At 45.6% G+C, this 16,508-nt stretch carries 13 protein-coding genes; 4 read left to right on the forward strand and 9 right to left on the reverse strand.

Annotated elements, in window-relative coordinates:
- Positions 1-32: 32 nt before the first annotated feature.
- On the forward strand, positions 33-1,475 hold the full coding sequence (locus tag MUB35_RS26925; RefSeq protein ID WP_244807133.1) for a GntR family transcriptional regulator: 1,443 nt from the start codon (positions 33-35) through the stop codon (positions 1,473-1,475).
- 73 nt (positions 1,476-1,548) lie between these two features.
- Here MUB35_RS26925 and MUB35_RS26930 read toward each other — a convergent pair whose 3' ends face one another.
- On the reverse strand, positions 1,549-1,872 hold the full coding sequence (locus MUB35_RS26930) for a branched-chain amino acid transporter permease (protein WP_054351191.1): 324 nt from the start codon (positions 1,870-1,872) through the stop codon (positions 1,549-1,551).
- Positions 1,869-2,561: an AzlC family ABC transporter permease gene (locus MUB35_RS26935; protein ID WP_033140372.1), complete on the reverse strand. Its 693-nt coding sequence runs from the start codon at positions 2,559-2,561 to the stop codon at positions 1,869-1,871. Before MUB35_RS26935 ends, MUB35_RS26930 begins: the two co-directional genes overlap by 4 nt.
- A 150-nt stretch (positions 2,562-2,711) precedes the next feature.
- On the opposite strand from MUB35_RS26935, the gene MUB35_RS26940 reads away from it, so the two are divergent.
- A complete protein-coding gene (locus MUB35_RS26940) occupies positions 2,712-3,263 on the forward strand; it encodes a helix-turn-helix domain-containing protein (RefSeq protein WP_054351190.1) in 552 nt (183 codons plus the stop codon).
- A 132-nt stretch (positions 3,264-3,395) separates the two neighbouring features.
- On the opposite strand, the gene MUB35_RS26945 is transcribed toward MUB35_RS26940, so the two are convergent.
- The gene (locus tag MUB35_RS26945; RefSeq protein ID WP_052099215.1) at positions 3,396-4,301 is read right to left on the reverse strand and encodes an ATP-binding protein; all 906 of its coding nucleotides are present in this window, start codon (positions 4,299-4,301) and stop codon (positions 3,396-3,398) included.
- Entirely contained in the window at positions 4,285-7,119 is a 2,835-nt protein-coding gene (locus MUB35_RS26950) for a PAS domain-containing protein (RefSeq protein ID WP_244807134.1), read from the reverse strand. The genes MUB35_RS26945 and MUB35_RS26950 overlap by 17 nt, the downstream gene beginning before the upstream one ends.
- 173 nt (positions 7,120-7,292) lie before the next feature.
- Between MUB35_RS26950 and MUB35_RS26955 the strand changes: the two genes are divergently transcribed.
- Both MUB35_RS26955 and MUB35_RS26960 read left to right on the forward strand, forming a co-directional pair.
- Positions 7,293-8,738, forward strand: coding sequence for a GntR family transcriptional regulator (locus MUB35_RS26955; protein WP_244807135.1), 1,446 nt, complete (start codon positions 7,293-7,295; stop codon positions 8,736-8,738).
- A 222-nt stretch (positions 8,739-8,960) separates the two neighbouring features.
- On the forward strand, positions 8,961-12,518 hold the full coding sequence (locus tag MUB35_RS26960; protein ID WP_244807136.1) for a diguanylate cyclase domain-containing protein: 3,558 nt from the start codon (positions 8,961-8,963) through the stop codon (positions 12,516-12,518).
- Between the two features lie 91 nt (positions 12,519-12,609).
- On the opposite strand, the gene MUB35_RS26965 is transcribed toward MUB35_RS26960, so the two are convergent.
- Genes MUB35_RS26965 through MUB35_RS26980 form a run of 5 tightly spaced genes read right to left on the reverse strand, consistent with a single transcriptional unit; the run spans position 12,610 to position 16,213 of the window.
- A complete protein-coding gene (locus tag MUB35_RS26965) occupies positions 12,610-14,871 on the reverse strand; it encodes a response regulator (RefSeq protein ID WP_331477665.1) in 2,262 nt (753 codons plus the stop codon).
- Positions 14,872-14,904: 33 nt separating this feature from the next.
- Positions 14,905-15,066: a hypothetical protein gene (locus MUB35_RS30735; protein ID WP_331477666.1), complete on the reverse strand. Its 162-nt coding sequence runs from the start codon at positions 15,064-15,066 to the stop codon at positions 14,905-14,907.
- 45 nt (positions 15,067-15,111) lie between these two features.
- Positions 15,112-15,336, reverse strand: a complete 225-nt coding sequence (locus tag MUB35_RS26970) for a response regulator (RefSeq protein WP_033140375.1) — start codon at positions 15,334-15,336, stop codon at positions 15,112-15,114.
- A 5-nt stretch (positions 15,337-15,341) separates the two neighbouring features.
- Positions 15,342-15,704 carry a hypothetical protein gene (locus MUB35_RS26975; RefSeq protein ID WP_244807137.1) on the reverse strand — a complete coding sequence of 121 codons (363 nt, stop codon included), beginning with the start codon at positions 15,702-15,704 and terminating at the stop codon, positions 15,342-15,344.
- Complete coding sequence (locus MUB35_RS26980; RefSeq protein ID WP_244807138.1) at positions 15,704-16,213, reverse strand: hypothetical protein; 510 nt, start codon at positions 16,211-16,213, stop codon at positions 15,704-15,706. Before MUB35_RS26980 ends, MUB35_RS26975 begins: the two co-directional genes overlap by 1 nt.
- Positions 16,214-16,508: the final 295 nt, after the last annotated feature.

Consider the following 16,508-nt stretch of genomic DNA (forward strand, 5'->3'; position numbering starts at 1 on the left):
AGAAAAAGCCAAAGAAAAGAGGGGAATGAAACTTGTACAATGGGCAGAGTTTTTCTGATTTGATCTATCAATTCTATTCCATGCGCATACAATTCGGGTATTATACAGAGGGTGACACTCTGCCTCCCATTGAAACACTCAGCCGGGATTTCCGTGTCTCAACCTTAACCGTCAAGACAGCGCTGAAACAGCTTCGGGATGAGGGATATATCATAACCTGCGGAGGAAAAGCCACAAAAGTAAATACGTCGCATGCAGACCCTGCTTCTGCCGTCCGGTTTCTCTCCACACGTATGGACCGTTTTGCTGACTTTTATCCGGCAAATGAAATGATTTTCTCTTCTCTGCTCACGGAAAGCTTTCGGCTTATGGAAGAGAAGGATTTTACCTGCCTTCTGGAATTGGCAGATCGGCTGGCAGCGGATGATTTAATGAGATTCTATTCATTCGCCCTTCAAAAGCTGAACAATTCCCTGGTCATGAACCTTTTATGGGAGTCCTCCCTTTACCAGGGCCTGCCTTTTCTGAAGGCAAAAAGATCTTCTGAACTATATGATTTAAATAAAATACGCAGAAGCCTGAAGAACCTCATCCGCTCCGGTAAAGAAAAGGATTTTCAAGCCGTTCACAGCGGTTTCCTGAATTTTCAGAGAACGAACAGGAAACATCTGGTTCAATTTTATGCCGAACAGACAGTCCCGGTACCAAAAGAAGAACAGACACCTTTCGTCTGGCACATATACCGGGAACGCCCGGAAATCTGCTACAGTCTGGCGTCACATATCCTGCACCAGATCTATCTCGGTCATTACCACGAGACACACTTTCTGCCTTCTTATGAAAAAATGGCAGAACTTTACGGTGTATCTGTCAGCACTGCCCGCCGGACGATCCGCCTGCTCTGCCAGTTAGGCGCCGCGCAGTCTATCAACGGAAAAGGCACCCGCATTTTTTCCATGGAGGAGAGCTGGCTTCCCATAGACTGCGGCATCCCTTCCATCCGCCGCAGCCTCGCCTTTTTCATCCAGGCCCTTGAGCTGGTTAAGTATACCTGCCGGGATGTATCACAGACGTTTCTGAAAAAACTTACCAGGCAGAGTAAAAATGCACTTCTCCAGGTTTTGGAGCATGACCTTATTTTTGACCGCAGTGAGCTTACTCTTCTGCATATCGTTAAATATATTGCAGAATACCATCCATGCGCGGGGATAAGAGAAATTTATTTTAAACTATTTGAACTGATGCTCTGGGGATATCCCATAATGACCGGGTTAAAAGAGAGTGATTCACAAAGAAAATGTGTGGAATACGCAGAAATGATCATCCACACGCTGAAGACAAATGATTTTCTCTCATGTGCGGATGCGATTGGACAACTGGCTGTGTGGAAATTTTCCGCTGCGGATGACGCGCTTTGCAGATGCGGATTTGATTTTGAAGCCTTTCGCCTGCTGCCTTCCATACAGCTTATGTAACCGCTATACCCAAAAAAGAGAGAGAACCAAAGAAATCATCTTTCGGTTCTCTCTTTTTTAAGAGGGGTGTGCGTTAAAACACCGCCTGCACGAAAAACATGTACAATACAGTTCCCGCGCTGATACTCAGAAGCATATTTTTCTTCCACCTGTGTACTGCGGTGATAAACAGGATGGCCAGGATTTCCGGAATCCCGTGGCTGCCTGTACCCACAAAGTCTTTCAGGCTGTAGGCAACCAGAAGACCGATAACGGCATAGGGAAAAACCGTTCCCAGATATGTAATAAACTGCGGTGGGTTTTTGCTGTCGGGAAATACCACAAAGGGCAGAAACCTGGTCAGCATCGTCCCCAATGCAACCGCTAAGATCGTGATAATACTCTGCATAACTGTCATTGCTCCACCTCCGGAATCATACTGCCTCTCAGAGCAGTAAAACACAATACGATCAGTACCATAGCCGGCAGCATAAAGTTCTGGCTGCCAAAGATAAACAGGCAGAGAAAAGAACCGCCAAGCCCCACAAGCGCCGGCAGATGTCCCTTCTTATCCTCCCACTGATTCAGGAACATGACCCAGAAAAGCGCGGTCATAATAAACTCAATGCCTTTTGTGTCAAAGTGTATCACATATCCCAGAAGCGCTCCCAGCGTTGCCCCTGAAACCCAGTAAAGCTGCCCCAGCCAGGTGACAAACAGCATAAACCAGCCTTTGTCCACATCCTCAGGGGGGTTGACCGTACAATTGATGGAAAACACTTCATCACACATTCCGAAGATCAGAAACACTTTCTTCCATCCGCAGTTTTTATACCTTTTCAGCATAGGTATCCCGTAGAAGAGATAGCGGGCATTCACCATAAGCGCAAGCAAAAACGCAGAGAACGGATGAAACGCCGACAGCAGCAGATCCACTGTCACAAACTCCATAGACCCCGCATAGATAAACAGGCTCATACACATTGGATAGACAAAAGAAAAACCCTTGCTCCGCATGAGAAATCCATAGGACATTCCCAGAAAGAGAAATGCAACACAGATGGGAAGTGTGTATGGCAGCGCAGCACGAAACGCCTTTTTTTTCATAACACAGCCGCTCCTTTTCAACTTGATTTTATTGCTCTTATTTCATATAATGGATAAGAGAATAATTGACATTCGTCAGATTTACCGAACATTTCGTTATATATATCTTACGACCGTCCGATATATCTGTCAAGCAGGAAAGGAATATTTATGGAATTAGGTAAAATAATTGCTGTAAATTTGAAAGAACTCAGAAGAGAACGCAACCTGACACTGGGACAGTTGTCCAAAATGTCCGGCATCAGCAAAGCAATGCTTTCAGATATTGAAAAAGGGGACAGCAATCCAACCATTAACACCATATGGAAAATTGCAGGCGGACTCAACGTGCCGTATACGAAACTGATCGACGGAATCGAAAAGGAAACCACGGTTGTCCGCCGTTCAGAGGCCACTATGCAGACCGGCGAAACAGACGGCTACCGGGTATACTGCTATTTCAGAAGTACACCGGTGAGAAATTTTGAGCTGTTCTATGTTGAACTGGATGGAGGCTGCGCCAACACTTCCATCGGACATACGGACAAGGCCCAGGAATATATCTATATCATTTCAGGTGAACTGGTGATTCATACAGAAATTATGGATTATACGCTGCATGAGGGGGAGGCCTTTGTCTTTGACTCTTCCATCAGCCACACGTATATCAATCAGCAGGAAATGCAGGTGACGTTTATGGTTGTTAATTATTATCCTCATTAAAGGATACCATCGTGTGACGCGGCCTCCTGCAAGTTTGCTACTTTTGCCTCCCACCGGTTATACAAAACATGTCTGGAAGAACACTAAGCATCCTGCCCTGTCTGCCAAGAGACTCCCCCTGTGAGAAACAGTTCACTGTACCTCCACAGGGTCTCCCGGACCGCTCTCTCCTGTACCGGAGAGATTTGACTTCAGAACCCTGCCCAATGCAGACCGCAGGATATCCATATCAATGGGTTTTGCCACATGTGCATTCATTCCCGCCTCCAGTGCCGCCTGGACATCTTCCGCAAACGCATTCGCCGTCATAGCAATAATAGGGATCGTCTTTGCGTCGGCACGTTCCAGGTGTCGGATCATTCGTGCTGTATCATAGCCGTTCAGGCCCGGCATCTGAATATCCATAAGTATGGCATCATATGTCCCCGGCTCTGCCGCTTTAAATGCCTCCAGGGTTTGGTGTCCATTTTCCCTAATATCCGCAAATGCCCCTTCCATATGCAGCAGTTCACAAAGGATCTCCGCATTGATTTCATTGTCCTCAGCAATCAAAAAGCGACATCCGGCAAATACATCTGCCTTTTCTAAGTCAGCGTTTTCTGCGCATTCCCCATGGACATCCTCCAAGCTTTCTGCCTCCTCAAATTCCAGTTCCACGGTAAACCGGGTCCCCTGGTGCAGCCTGCTTTCCACTGAGATTTCTCCATCCATTAAATCAACCAGCCGTTTGGCAATGCTGAGTCCCAGGCCGGTTCCTTCCAGTCGATCTGCGGTCTGCTCTCGGGTAAACGGCTCAAAAATATGCTTCAGGAATTCTTCGCTCATTCCGATTCCCGTATCCCGGACTGTAAACCTGTACCGTATATTTCCTGGTGCCTTTATCGGCGCAGTTTCATTTGCCAGAAACGCTACGCTCCCGCCGGCAGGTGTAAATTTAACCGCATTTCCCAGCAGGTTGATCAGAATCTGATTGATCCGCAGAGCATCACCGTAAAAGGCAGTATGGAAAATATTCTCTGTATCAATGGACAGTAACACCCCGTTTTCCCTGGCCTGCAGCAATATGGGAGAATGCCAGGGTTGTCATGCCTGAGATAGCATTCATCGGGGTGCGGATATCATGACTCATGGCAGACAGAAAATCACTTTTTGCCCTGTTAGCTTCCTCAGCGTTAGCCAGTGCTTTTTCCAGCTCCTTTTTCACACGACGCTCTTCCGCTATCATATCCGTAACATCCGCCCGGACAACGCAGACTGTATTATGGTTCCTGTTTCCCCAGAGCACACTGAACTGCTTATACCTAAGGCCGTCTTCATACTGGCAGGCAACGACAAAATCATACCCTGATGGTTCCTGCTCCAGCCGCTTGAGGATATATGCCAGATTAAACTGCTTCTGCGCAGTTTCCAAAGACTCATCCGCAATGGCGTGCTCCGTAAACAGGCCGATGCTTTCTGTATAATCTTCCGCAATATCAGGCGGCAGGTTTTCCAGCACTATTTTTCTGCTGTACATAGTTATACTGCCGCTGCTGACATCCAAAAGCCCCATAAGTTCAAAGGTATATGCCATCATATGCAGCAGCCCCTGCTGCTCCCGTATAGAATCCGTGATATCCGTACATACCATACAATACCGTTCCAGCACCGGCTCAATAGAGGAGATCGTCATGTTTTTAATGCGGATATCTCTGCGGTTTGCCGTAGAAAAAGTAAACGTATAAGGACCCTTTCTTACGCTCCGGCGTATTTCTTCCGGATTCAATGCATATGTGAACTGCCTGCTGTCCTTTGGCAGTACAACGGTCTCTGCCATATCCGTCACCTGCCGCGAATGGCTCCCGCGCAGAGGGGGAAGATAGGAGGCACTTTCATTATAAGCCAACACACGGTAGGAATCATGGAGAAGGTCTACATCTACCACAAAATCATGGCTGGTGACAGACAACTGATGAGAAATACGTTCGGATATAGTCTCATCTGTAATGTCCGTAACCGTAAGGATTCCAAAAACCTCACCTGCTTCCGGTCCGGTCAGAAGATTAACGTTGAACTGTACAAAACGTCCGTATTTTTCCTCCGGCAGACGGATAAAACAGCGCATCACCTGCTCTGTTTTATTCTGGGCAAATGCCTCCAGCAGGGGGGCATTCAGGAATGTTTTTAAAAATGTATTCCGCTCCTCTTCATCTGTGATCATTTTGGCAAGTCCTTTGAAAAATGTATCTCTCTGCGTACCAAACCGTTTCACAAGTCCGGAATTTGTGGAATCCCTCATCTGGGCGATCCGGTTCCGGGATATATTACCGTGCCCCAGAATCAGTTCATTGACCCCTGTCTTATGATAATGCTGCAGAAGCTGCTCTTCATACTGCCGCCGCAGCTGTTCCTGCTTCTCTATTGTCTTACTGATATCTGTATAAACAATATATATCCTGCTTATATTATCTGTTAACGGCAGCATGGACAATGTACTGCTGGTCCAGAAATAGCTCCCGTCCTTCCGCTGCATACGGGCGATCAGTTCACAGGGCCCTTCCCCGCTCTTTAAAAATTTCTGAAGTTTCATCCAGTTCTTCTGTACATCTTCCAGATGAATTCCCGCAAAGACGTCCTCATCAAACAGTCTTCGGGCTTCTTCCACGGTGCGCTGGAGCATGGAGGCAAATCCCGGCGAGATAAATTCCGGTTTCATTGTGCCGTCCTGATGATACGCCATCATGGAGATGCCTCCTGTAAATTGCTCCACAATGCTTCGGAAATAAAGGTCCAGGCGTTCTTTTTCCCTGCGGGTACGGACTTCCTCCGTGACATCACGTATATACTTTACATAAGCAGGGATGCCATTCCAGTCCGTTTCACGGGAACGTGTATATAGGATACGTTCGGTTCCGTCTTCGGTTATTTCACACTCCTCTCCTTCCTGCCTTCCGGCCAGAATGCTGCAGGATTCACAGGGAGCATCTTTTTTATACAGCACAGTGTAACATTTTTCACCCAGACAGTCCGGCCTGGGTGTAATAATATTATCAGTCTCATTGATATAAAGCAGATCAAAGGAATCCTTTGCAATGACATAGATACTGTCAGCCGTCTCATTGGTGATGTTCTGATACAGTCTGCTTTCTGAGGACATTCCGGTGAAGACAGCATAGAACATGGCGGTGTTGGCCGATACGTCTATCCGCCGCCCATTTAAGTGAATCCAGATCAGACGGCCGTTTTTATGACGCATACGGTAAGAGACATCTAAAACTTCTCCGCTTTCCAGTGCCTTGGCAGCGGCTGACCTCACCCTTTCCCGGTCTGTCTCATAAATAATATCCAGGGCATCATTTTTTATCATCTCATCGTGTTCCTCCCGGGTATATCCTGAGATTGCCATGACGCCATCCGAGAAATAGACAGGGATATAACAGCCGTCCCGAACCTCATAACTGGCAATCCCTCCCGGGATAGAATTCACAAGGTGGTCCAATTCCTGTTCCAGGAGTTTTTGTTCACTTATATCAGTTATATCAGTTATATACTCAATATGCGCGGGACGGCCTGCCCAGTTAATATCTTTTCCCACGTACCGGTAAGTATGCCTATTCTCCGGATGGAGCAGTTCACGGAGTGAAGATTTCCCCGGTCCGATCGTGCCGGCCGGACATGTGGGGCAGGTTTTTTCATACCCGAACGCCTGATAACAGGTTATTTGCCCGCCCGGACATTCCATGGACATCCTGGAGCGTGCTTCTTTATTTGCATAAAGAAGTTCACGGTTTTCCAGGGCACTGATAAGAATTGTGGTTGGTGAGTTATCTAATATGGACTCTAACTGGTCCATGGAAATTCCTGTATCTTCTGTCATGGCTGAAAGCCTCCTCACAAACTGACCTGGCGGTATTCCGGCAGACTTTTAGCAATATTTTACCAATATTCACTGGCTTTTGACCACATTTTCCCTTGTTTTTTATGGCAAACTGGCCGTTGTCATGATATACTTGTCTCAATATCGAAATGAACAAAAAATGAGGTGAATCTGTGAAAAAAGATATGGAAAGGTGCCGGGTCGTATACGGTGTCCTGAAAACGCACATTGAATTTGGCGCTTATCGTTTTGGTGACACTCTCCCCACAATGGAAAACAGTACAGAAAATTTTCTCGTATCCTTGGAAACCATACGCAGTGCTTATCTGCAGCTTGAGCAGGAGGGATATATCACCCTGTCCCAAAACGTAGGCTCTACAGTAATAAAAGATTACAGTGAACAGGAGATTGAACAGAATGTACAGCATTTCTTTTCCATTAGAAAAGATGCCCTGATCGATCTGAGTAAATCCCTGCGGCCGCTCCTCAGTCATGCACAATGGGTCGGACTTAAAAACGCTCCTGCAAAAATATACAATAACATGAAAGAACTTAAGGAGAACCATGGACTGCAGCCCTTCATTGCATTTAATCATATTATGCAGGCCTATGAATCCCTGGGTAATGACCTTCTTACCCGGCTGCTCTGGCAGGTCTACATGTTTTTGGAAGCCCCTTTTCTGTGTGTTGCCGGTAATCCCTGGTGTGAATTCGCGCTCAATACATTTGCACCGCAGTCTTTGGAATTCTGTCTTAAGCAGGATTGGGATTCCCTCCGTGATTTGATCTGCCGGTCACAGGATTATTTGTCTGTATCCCTGTGTGAATTCTATCAGGAGCGAATCACACTGCCGTCACAGAATAAACTCTCTTTTACATGGAGTCCCTATAAAAAAGTATCACAGATATGCTACTCTCTCGCAATGGATCTGCTGGTAGAGATCAGTCTTGGACATTACCCTGTTAATACGCTGCTCCCTTCCCTGAATAAGCTTTCCAAAGAGAAGAACGTCTCTGTCAGTACCGTACGTCGTGCGCTCTCCCTTCTGAACGGAGTCGGCGCTGTCAAGTCCGTAAAACGGATCGGGTCCAGAGTTCTTCCATTCCATGAAACAACGGAAAACTGCGACTTTACCAAACCTGCGGTACGCAGACGTCTTTTAGACATGGCTCAGAGTCTGCAGTTACTCACACTGTCCTGCAAGGCAGTTTCCCGGATCACGGTATCGACGCTTGATGCGGCGGGAATACAAAAAAGCATGGCGCTGCTGGCCACCGTAGAAGCGCGGCAGCAGTACCATCTTCTCTCCTATGACGCTTTGGAACTGCTGAAAAACTTTGCCCCATATGAGGCGGTCCGAACCATTTATGGAGAACTCCTTTTGCAGCTCTTCTGGGGATACGGCCTGCGCAGTCTGTGGAAAGCAGGCGATGATACGTCGGATTTCTACATCACTTGTTATAAGACCTTTATGCAATCCCTGGAAAAAGCGGATTCCGTCCAATTTTCAGAAAAGCTGGAAGAACTCATGATTCATGAGTTCCGTTTTACCATTTCCAGAATGGTAAAACTGGGAATGCATGAAGCAGAACGGCTTCTGATCCCTGATCTTATATGAAGTCAGCCCCCTGGAATACACGCCCCGCTGTATTGGCCCTGATGCCGTACAGCGGGGCGTTTCATATGGCAGGGACAACACATTTCTCTATTTCTGTTGCTATTTATATTCCTCTTTGCTATACTTATAACTATCAATTATTATGTATATGAGCTAAGACGTATATCGAGGACTCTCCAACTCCAGGACGAACTCTTGATCAGAAATTCAGGAGATATAAGAATGATAAAAATAACGAACCAAACCAATCTAAAGTTCCAGATGATAACAGATAACCTCCAGGTAGGTATCCTTAAATGCAGAATTGACGAGTTGTTTACTATTGAAGAGATGAACAGCGGTTTTGTTCAGCTTTCAGGATATACCGCCGGGGATATGGAAGCACTTTTCCAAAATCATTTGTTATCCTGTGCTCACCCGGAAGATATTTCTGTTCTGAACACTCTGCGGACAGATATATCCCGGGGAAAAATCTGCGCTGCTGCAGAATTCCGCATCCCCGGAAAGAACAAAGTATCCCGCTGGTATCGGCTGCTTGCCCTGACACAATTCAATGAGACCCAAAAACCATACAGCGTTATCGGCATCCTTTTTGATATCAATGGTGAAAAGCAGTTCATGGATAAGCTTCGTTCCCAGGCAGAACAGGATTCCCTGACAGGACTCTATAACCGTAAGGAAACAGAAACGCGGATCAAAGAACAGCTTGATGCTACGCCGGATCAAAGATGCGCCCTGTTTATGATAGATACAGACAATTTTAAACAGATAAATGATACAAAAGGACACATGCTGGGAGATGTGGTCCTGACCGAAATGGCTTCCGCCATGAAATCCTTTATGCGCACTGCCGATATCGTAGGACGCATTGGCGGTGACGAATTCGTTATTTTTATGATTGATATCCCCTCTAGAGATGCAGCACGAAAAAAGGCAGAACATTTGTCAGAAACAATCCGCCACCTCTTTGAAAACGAAAAAATCCCTATCCAGGTAACCTGCAGTATAGGAGTAGCCGTATCTCCGGAAGATGGAAATGATTTCAAAACCCTGTACAGGCATGCGGACCAGGCCCTGTATCAGGCAAAAATCCACGGTAAAAACAAATATATGATGTATGACAACGAACACACCTATTATCCTGAGGAGACCGGGTATTCATCTATCGGTGCCCACATTGATTCCGAATCCAGACCGATGCAGAGTCAGGGGGATTTACTGGCTGATGTTTTTAAAACCCTATACCGGATGGACAATCCTGACAAGGCGATCAATCTGATTCTGGAGATTGTCGGCAGGAAGTTTGATGTGAGCAGAGCTTATATATTTGAGTCCACAGAGGACGGCAAATACACTTCCAATACATACGAATGGTGTAATGAGGGTGTTCTTCCTCAGATTGACATGCTGCAGAATCTTAGCTATAAACAATTTGACGATTACCACACCTTATTCCGTGAAAACTCTATCTTCTACTGCAGAGATATCAATACACTGCATCCAAACCAAAGAAAAATATTAGGTGATCAGGGAATATTCTCCACACTTCAGTGTGCTTTCTGGCGAGAAAAAAGTCTTGCAGGCTTTATTGGTTTTGATGAGTGTACAGGCTTACGCCTCTGGACAAAAGAGGAAGTGGATATCTTATCTCTGATTTCCCAAATGGTGGCTATTTTCCTGCAAAAACGCAGAATGATGGATTGGAACAGTGAAATGGAGCTGCAGCTGCATACGGTATTGGATTCCGATGATTCCTGCATCTATGTCATTGAACAGGACACTTTTGAATTACTTTATCTCAGTCAAAAAACCAAGGATTTAAAACCTAAAGTGCAGTTGGGAGAGCTCTGTTATAAAGCATTATATGAAAAAGAAAGCCCCTGTGATTTCTGTCCCCTTTTACATGGAGGAACCGGAGAATTCTGTCTCACTGAATTCAATATCAAGTCAAAAATACATGCTTCCTCCATGAAATGGCTCGGAAATGACGCGTACCTTGTGTCTTTTCGTACGGATTCCGGCACGACAGCTATTCCAAAGGAATACGATTCTTCTGTTGCGACCGAAAAAAATCTGGCTGACTGCCTTCAGTGGCTGGCCTCAGCGGAATATCAGGACGATGCCATTGAATACGTCCTTCGTATCGTGCAGAATTATTATCAGTCAGAGCGTGTGTACATCATTGAAGTAGATCTAAAACAGGGCATCGCCAGCAATACCTATGAGATCTGTGCAGAAGGTGTCCCCCCGCAGAAAGACCTGCTACAGAATCTTCCCCTTGAAACAATTTCCTTCTGGATGGAACAATTTGCAGCCAGGGGCTATATCAAGATCAATGATATCGAAGAACTGGGGGCTGACCGGCAGTTGGAATATGACATACTGAAAAAGCAAAAAATCAGCAGTCTTATGGCCATTCCCCTTTCCGGACAGGGAGGAATCATCGGATTTCTCGGAGTGGATGACCCCAGACAGAACAAAAAAAATTTTCATTATCTCAAAGGACTTTCCTATTTCCTCGAAAGCGAACTTGCAAAGAACACACTGAAAAAGAATCTGGAGCTTATGAGCTATCAGGATGCCATGACAGAACTGGAAAACCGGAACAGCTTTATGAATTACTGCGATGACTTTACAAAACGGATGCCGCCTTCCGCAGGTGTCATATTCATGGACATTAATGGCCTGAAGCGGTATAACGATACAAAGGGACATGTATATGGCGATATGATCGTCACCCATGTTTCCGACATGATAAAAAAATTCTTTCCGGATGCCAGAAAATTCCGGCTCAGTGGAGATGAATTTCTCATTGTATCGGAAACTCTGACATATGAAAAATTCATGGCACAGGTCAGCGGTCTGGAAGAGTCCTTGTCGGAAAACGGTCTTTGTATCATTTCCATGGGAGCAACATGGAATGATATATATACCGACTTAAATGAATCCATGAATAAGGCAGATCGGTTAATGTACCTGAAAAAGCAGGAATATTACCGGGAATCCAAGGACCTTGTATCGGAAAAAGCCCCCTTGCTGCAGGAACTGACAAATGCAATCCTCAACAAGAAATATCTGGTTTTTCTGCAGCCCAAAATAAATTTAAATAAAAACTGTATAGACAGTGCCGAGGTTCTTGTCCGATACAGAGAAAAGGATGGTTCCATCTCACTCCCCTATAAGTTCATTCCCGTGCTGGAAAGTGAAGGACTTATTTCCAATATCGACTTTTTTGTTCTGGAAGAGGTATGCAGACTGCTGACAAGCTGGAAAGGTACCAAATACTCTCATATCCGTCTGGCACTTAACTTTTCAAGGATCACCTTGTTTGACGACCACTTTTTTACCCGGTTCCGGGATATCTTCAAGCGTTACGACCTGAATCCGGAGCAGATTGAGATAGAGATAACGGAAACCCAGGAAACTCTGAATAAAAAGCAGATGGCCCTGCTTCTGGAGCAGCTGAAAAGCCATGGATTTGGTATTGTTCTCGATGATTTCGGCGTTGATTATTCCTCCTATGAATTTTTGATGATGACCAGCTTTGACCTTCTGAAGATAGACAGAAGTATTGTCCAGAGATATGAAGGTTCCGAAAAAGGAAAAATTTTAATGAGACATATCGTAGAAATGTGCCATGACATTGGGATCAAATGCTGTGCGGAAGGTGTGGAGAACAAAGAACAGTACAGTTTTATAAAAGATATCGGATGTGACTACATCCAGGGATATCTGATCGGAAAACCAATGCCTCCGGAAAAATTCAAGCTGCTGGTATAAATATATGACTCTGCGCCTAAAAAAGCGGTATGCTTCCTATCGGAAACATACCGCTTTTTATTGCCCTGCTATAAGTGTATACCGGATTCTTCTATTCAACCCATTTATGTAACACTTCAAGAAGACGCTTTATCTCTATGGGTTTTGCCAGATGGTCATTCATTCCAATACTGCGGGCTTTTGCCGCATCTGATGTAAAAGCGTTGGCAGTCAGTGCAATGATGGGAATCGTCTGCGCATCACTTCTTTCCAGCCTCCTGATCGCAGTTGTGGCATCATATCCATTCATGACAGGCATCTGTATATCCATCAGGATTGCACAGTATTCCCCGGGCAAGGAGGCTTCAAAGGTTTCCTTCGCCAGCAACCCGTTTTCTACGGAATCTACCATTATACGATGCATCCGCAGCAACTCTTCCACAATCTCCCTGTTTATATCATTATCTTCTGCCAAAAGCACTTTCTTACCGAATAGATTCGTAGTTTTTTCATTTATCCCGGTTTCCGTATCTGCTCCTTTATTTACAGGCAGAAACATCCGGAGAATCTGTAAAAGTCTTGATTTGAACAGTGGTTTAGTAATAAAAGCATTGGCACCTGACCGTAAGTCTTCCTCTTCTGCTGCGGAACTATCATAGGAAGATGCGATCATTACAGGTGTATCTTTCCCAAGCTTTTCACGGATTCCTGTTATTGCCTGCGTACCAAACTTGTCCATATCCAAAATAACGGCAAAATAATCCTTTCCTTCCTGATGAGCAGATGAAATATGGTGTACTGCCTCTTCCACAGACAGGGCATGATCCCCCAAAATCCCAAGCTCCTCCAGCAGTAAACCGGCATTCTCACAGGCAGCCTTGTCATCATCCACCAGCAGTACCGGACGACCGGATAGTTCACGGCCCTCTGTTTTTTCTTCCTCACATATCTCCAGAGGTACGGAAACAGTAAAGACACTCCCCTTACCTTCCTCGCTCATCACATCAATCGTGCCATTCATCATACGAACAATATTCTCCGTGATTGCCATTCCCAGACCTGTCCCCTGTATCCGGCTGATCTCGGACGCATCTGCGCGTGAAAACGCATCAAATATATGAGGCAGGAAATCTTCTGATATTCCAATCCCGTTATCTGTACAGATAAACTCAAACCGGCGTTTATTTGGGAACAGAGAATGCCATTCATTGATTCTCAGGTTGATGGAACCGCCTTTTTGAGTGTATTTTATGGCATTTGAGAGCAGGTTCATCAGTACCTGGCACAGACGGTCCCCATCTGTGATCACATTCTCATGGCACACCCGTCCGATGCGCATCTGGAATACCTGTTGTTTCTCATCCACAAGCGGGCGGCACATGACCATGATTTTCTGCAGCATATCCGGTAGATTCACCTTTGACCGTGTGAGGCTGACCTTACCGCTCTCAATTTTCGACATATCCAGCACATCATTTATGAGGCTGAGCAAATGCCGGCTTGAGGTGTTTATCTTATCTAAACAGTTTCCTACTTTTTCCGGAGATTCCAGATTTGCCTGTGCGATTGCTGTCATGCCCATGATCGCATTCATTGGAGTCCGAATGTCATGGGACATGGACGACAGGAAATTGGTCTTAGCTGCATTTGCTACCCGGGCAGCCTGATACGCCTCCTCCAGCGCACAGCGCTGCTTCTCCTGTAATTCCCGCTCTTTTGTAATATCAATGCCAACACTGTAATAAGATTCAATATCATCCCAACTGTTTTCAGCGCCAACATAACAAAAAGTCATTGTCAGTATTTTCTGCGTACCATCGTGAGTGATAATACGGCCTTCTGCAGCAGTGGGCATTCCAGTCTCCTTTGAAAGTCTCATGATCTTGGAAACCCTGTTCCTGTCATCTTGGTGCAGATAGGAACACCTGGAATGCAGTTCCTTTTCAAACTGTTCTTTTGTATAGCCGATCATATGGAGGAAATCACCGCCATACCAGATAGCTGTCTTCCCGTCCCTGGCATCCACCCTTACAAATCCTCCGGGGACTGTCCTTAGGATAGCTTCCCTTTCCCGGTCCATCTTTTGCAGTTTGTACTCCGAACTGTAATTGTCAATGGAGAGTTCCAGCCGGCATCTTCTGCCTTCCCAGTTGATGACACGGTCCTTAAGCATATAAGAACGCCTCAGAAACGGATTATAGAACTCCCATTCATAAAACTTATCCCGTTTTAAACAATTGTTATTACAAAATGGACACGGTGTGGTCCTGTTCTGGATGACCTCATAACATTTACGTCCTACAGCCTTCTCAATCGGAAGCTGCAGAGATTCGCTGGATGTCCTGTTTATATAAAGCAGCTCATAACTCTCCATATCAGCCACATAAGCATTTCCGGAATACTCATCTTATACCCATTTAAAGTATCCTGCTGCCTCCTTCAAACGTTTGTTTTCCTCTGCCATACGCAGGGAATCACTGTCAATTTCACTGCAATATGCACAGCAGTGTTCTGTGTCTATGGCAGCAGTGCTGCCTGTGACCTGCAGCTCCGGTTTATTCTGGCTCATGGTTGTTCTCCTTAATAGTAAATTATCTTATGCAGTACCGGGCGGTTATATCTGTGTTGTGTAATTCAAAATCGTCCTGCACAGCAGACAAATATCAATGGGCTTCGACAGATGTTCATTCATTCCCGCCTGTCTGCTCATCTTTTTATCTTCCTCGTATGCATTTGCCGTCAATGCGAAAATAGGCACACCGGAGGCATCCGGATGGTCCATGGCACGGATAGTCCTTGCAGCTTCCAGGCCGTCCATGACCGGCATACGGATATCCATCAGGATTACATCATAGTACCCCGTTTCAGAACACCTGAACTTTTCAACTGCCTCTCTGCATATCTGGCCTTATACGCGCTCCTCACCCGCTCCATGTCCTCCGGATGAACACCCGCAAACGCATCAGCGAAATACCGGCTCTCCAGTTTTGCTTCCTCCTCATTTGGAACACTGGAGTTAACTGCAGTCCGCTCGACCCTAAGCATGCGGTATTGCCCCAGATTCCCATAGACAGGGAGCAGTTTATCATAAGAAGGCATTTTAAACACCACAACACCGGTGGATATCTGATCCAAGATCACATTTGCAGTATCCGCATTTAACCCGGACTGCAAAAGTGAGCCTTCCAGCCGCTTCTGATCCTCCATCAACCATACGTCCTGTCTCGATTTATAAAAAATACAGACAGGGCGCGTGACATATAAGTCATAGCGCTGTACATAGAAGGATTCTCCTTCCACGGTTCTCCTTCCCTGCCAAAATCACAAATTCCCATATACCCAGTCAGTTCCCCCTGACGCCCGACGGAACACTGAAGTACAGAAGAAACACCGGATTGTATAAAGATTGATTTCATTGCCGGGGGAAAACTGTTTACCTCAGTAACAAACCCCGGTTCCTGTTCCCCGGCTGCCTGTATGGGTTTCCAGGGTTTTCCTTCCAATTGTGTCAGCCCTGTACAGACACAAGTCTTAGTCCTCTCAAATACCGTTTCGATTCTCTTCCCGTCACCCGAAACGACGATCAGATAAGCCATATCTGCCGGGGCGAAATCAGCCAGCAGCTCCAGAACATATCCCAAAGCCCGTTCTGTTTTATGGTTCTCGTACAGTATATCCAATACACTGCTCATGAATTGTTCTAACTTCTGGCTCATATCATTCTCTCCGCTTTTCCTGTCTGAAGGCAATCAGACTTGAATTCATTTGGCTCTTCTTTGTTCACATTCATAATAATTAATTTTATTATAGCAAACAAGACTTGAAATAGCAAGAATTTACAGCACCTCCATCCTTCTATATTCGATGACATATCACAGTCCATAAACAGAAGGTTACTGTTCAGAGGTTAGCTGGACATGAGAAAACCGATGGTGTAGACTGATAACAGTCAAAGCCATCGGTTTTCTTATCCAAATATTCTGGATACTCTGTCAAATATATTCGCTGGTT

Source organism: Blautia sp. NSJ-175 (assembly GCF_022867815.1).
GTDB classification, from domain to species: Bacteria; Bacillota; Clostridia; order Lachnospirales; family Lachnospiraceae; genus Blautia; species Blautia celeris.

Excerpts from the sequence above, each read along its gene's own strand:
- MUB35_RS26930 (WP_054351191.1), bottom strand. The coding sequence starts at position 1,872 with ATGACAGTTATGCAGAGTATTATCACGATCTTAGCGGTTGCATTGGGG.
- MUB35_RS26935 (WP_033140372.1), bottom strand. The coding sequence starts at position 2,561 with ATGAAAAAAAAGGCGTTTCGTGCTGCGCTGCCATACACACTTCCCATC.
- MUB35_RS26940 (WP_054351190.1), top strand. The coding sequence starts at position 2,712 with ATGGAATTAGGTAAAATAATTGCTGTAAATTTGAAAGAACTCAGAAGA.
- MUB35_RS26950 (WP_244807134.1), bottom strand. The coding sequence starts at position 7,119 with ATGACAGAAGATACAGGAATTTCCATGGACCAGTTAGAGTCCATATTA.
- MUB35_RS26960 (WP_244807136.1), top strand. The coding sequence starts at position 8,961 with ATGATAAAAATAACGAACCAAACCAATCTAAAGTTCCAGATGATAACA.
- MUB35_RS26965 (WP_331477665.1), bottom strand. The coding sequence starts at position 14,871 with ATGGAGAGTTATGAGCTGCTTTATATAAACAGGACATCCAGCGAATCT.
- MUB35_RS30735 (WP_331477666.1), bottom strand. The coding sequence starts at position 15,066 with ATGAGCCAGAATAAACCGGAGCTGCAGGTCACAGGCAGCACTGCTGCC.
- MUB35_RS26970 (WP_033140375.1), bottom strand. The coding sequence starts at position 15,336 with ATGGATATCCGTATGCCGGTCATGGACGGCCTGGAAGCTGCAAGGACT.
- MUB35_RS26975 (WP_244807137.1), bottom strand. The coding sequence starts at position 15,704 with ATGGAGGATCAGAAGCGGCTGGAAGGCTCACTTTTGCAGTCCGGGTTA.
- MUB35_RS26980 (WP_244807138.1), bottom strand. The coding sequence starts at position 16,213 with ATGAGCCAGAAGTTAGAACAATTCATGAGCAGTGTATTGGATATACTG.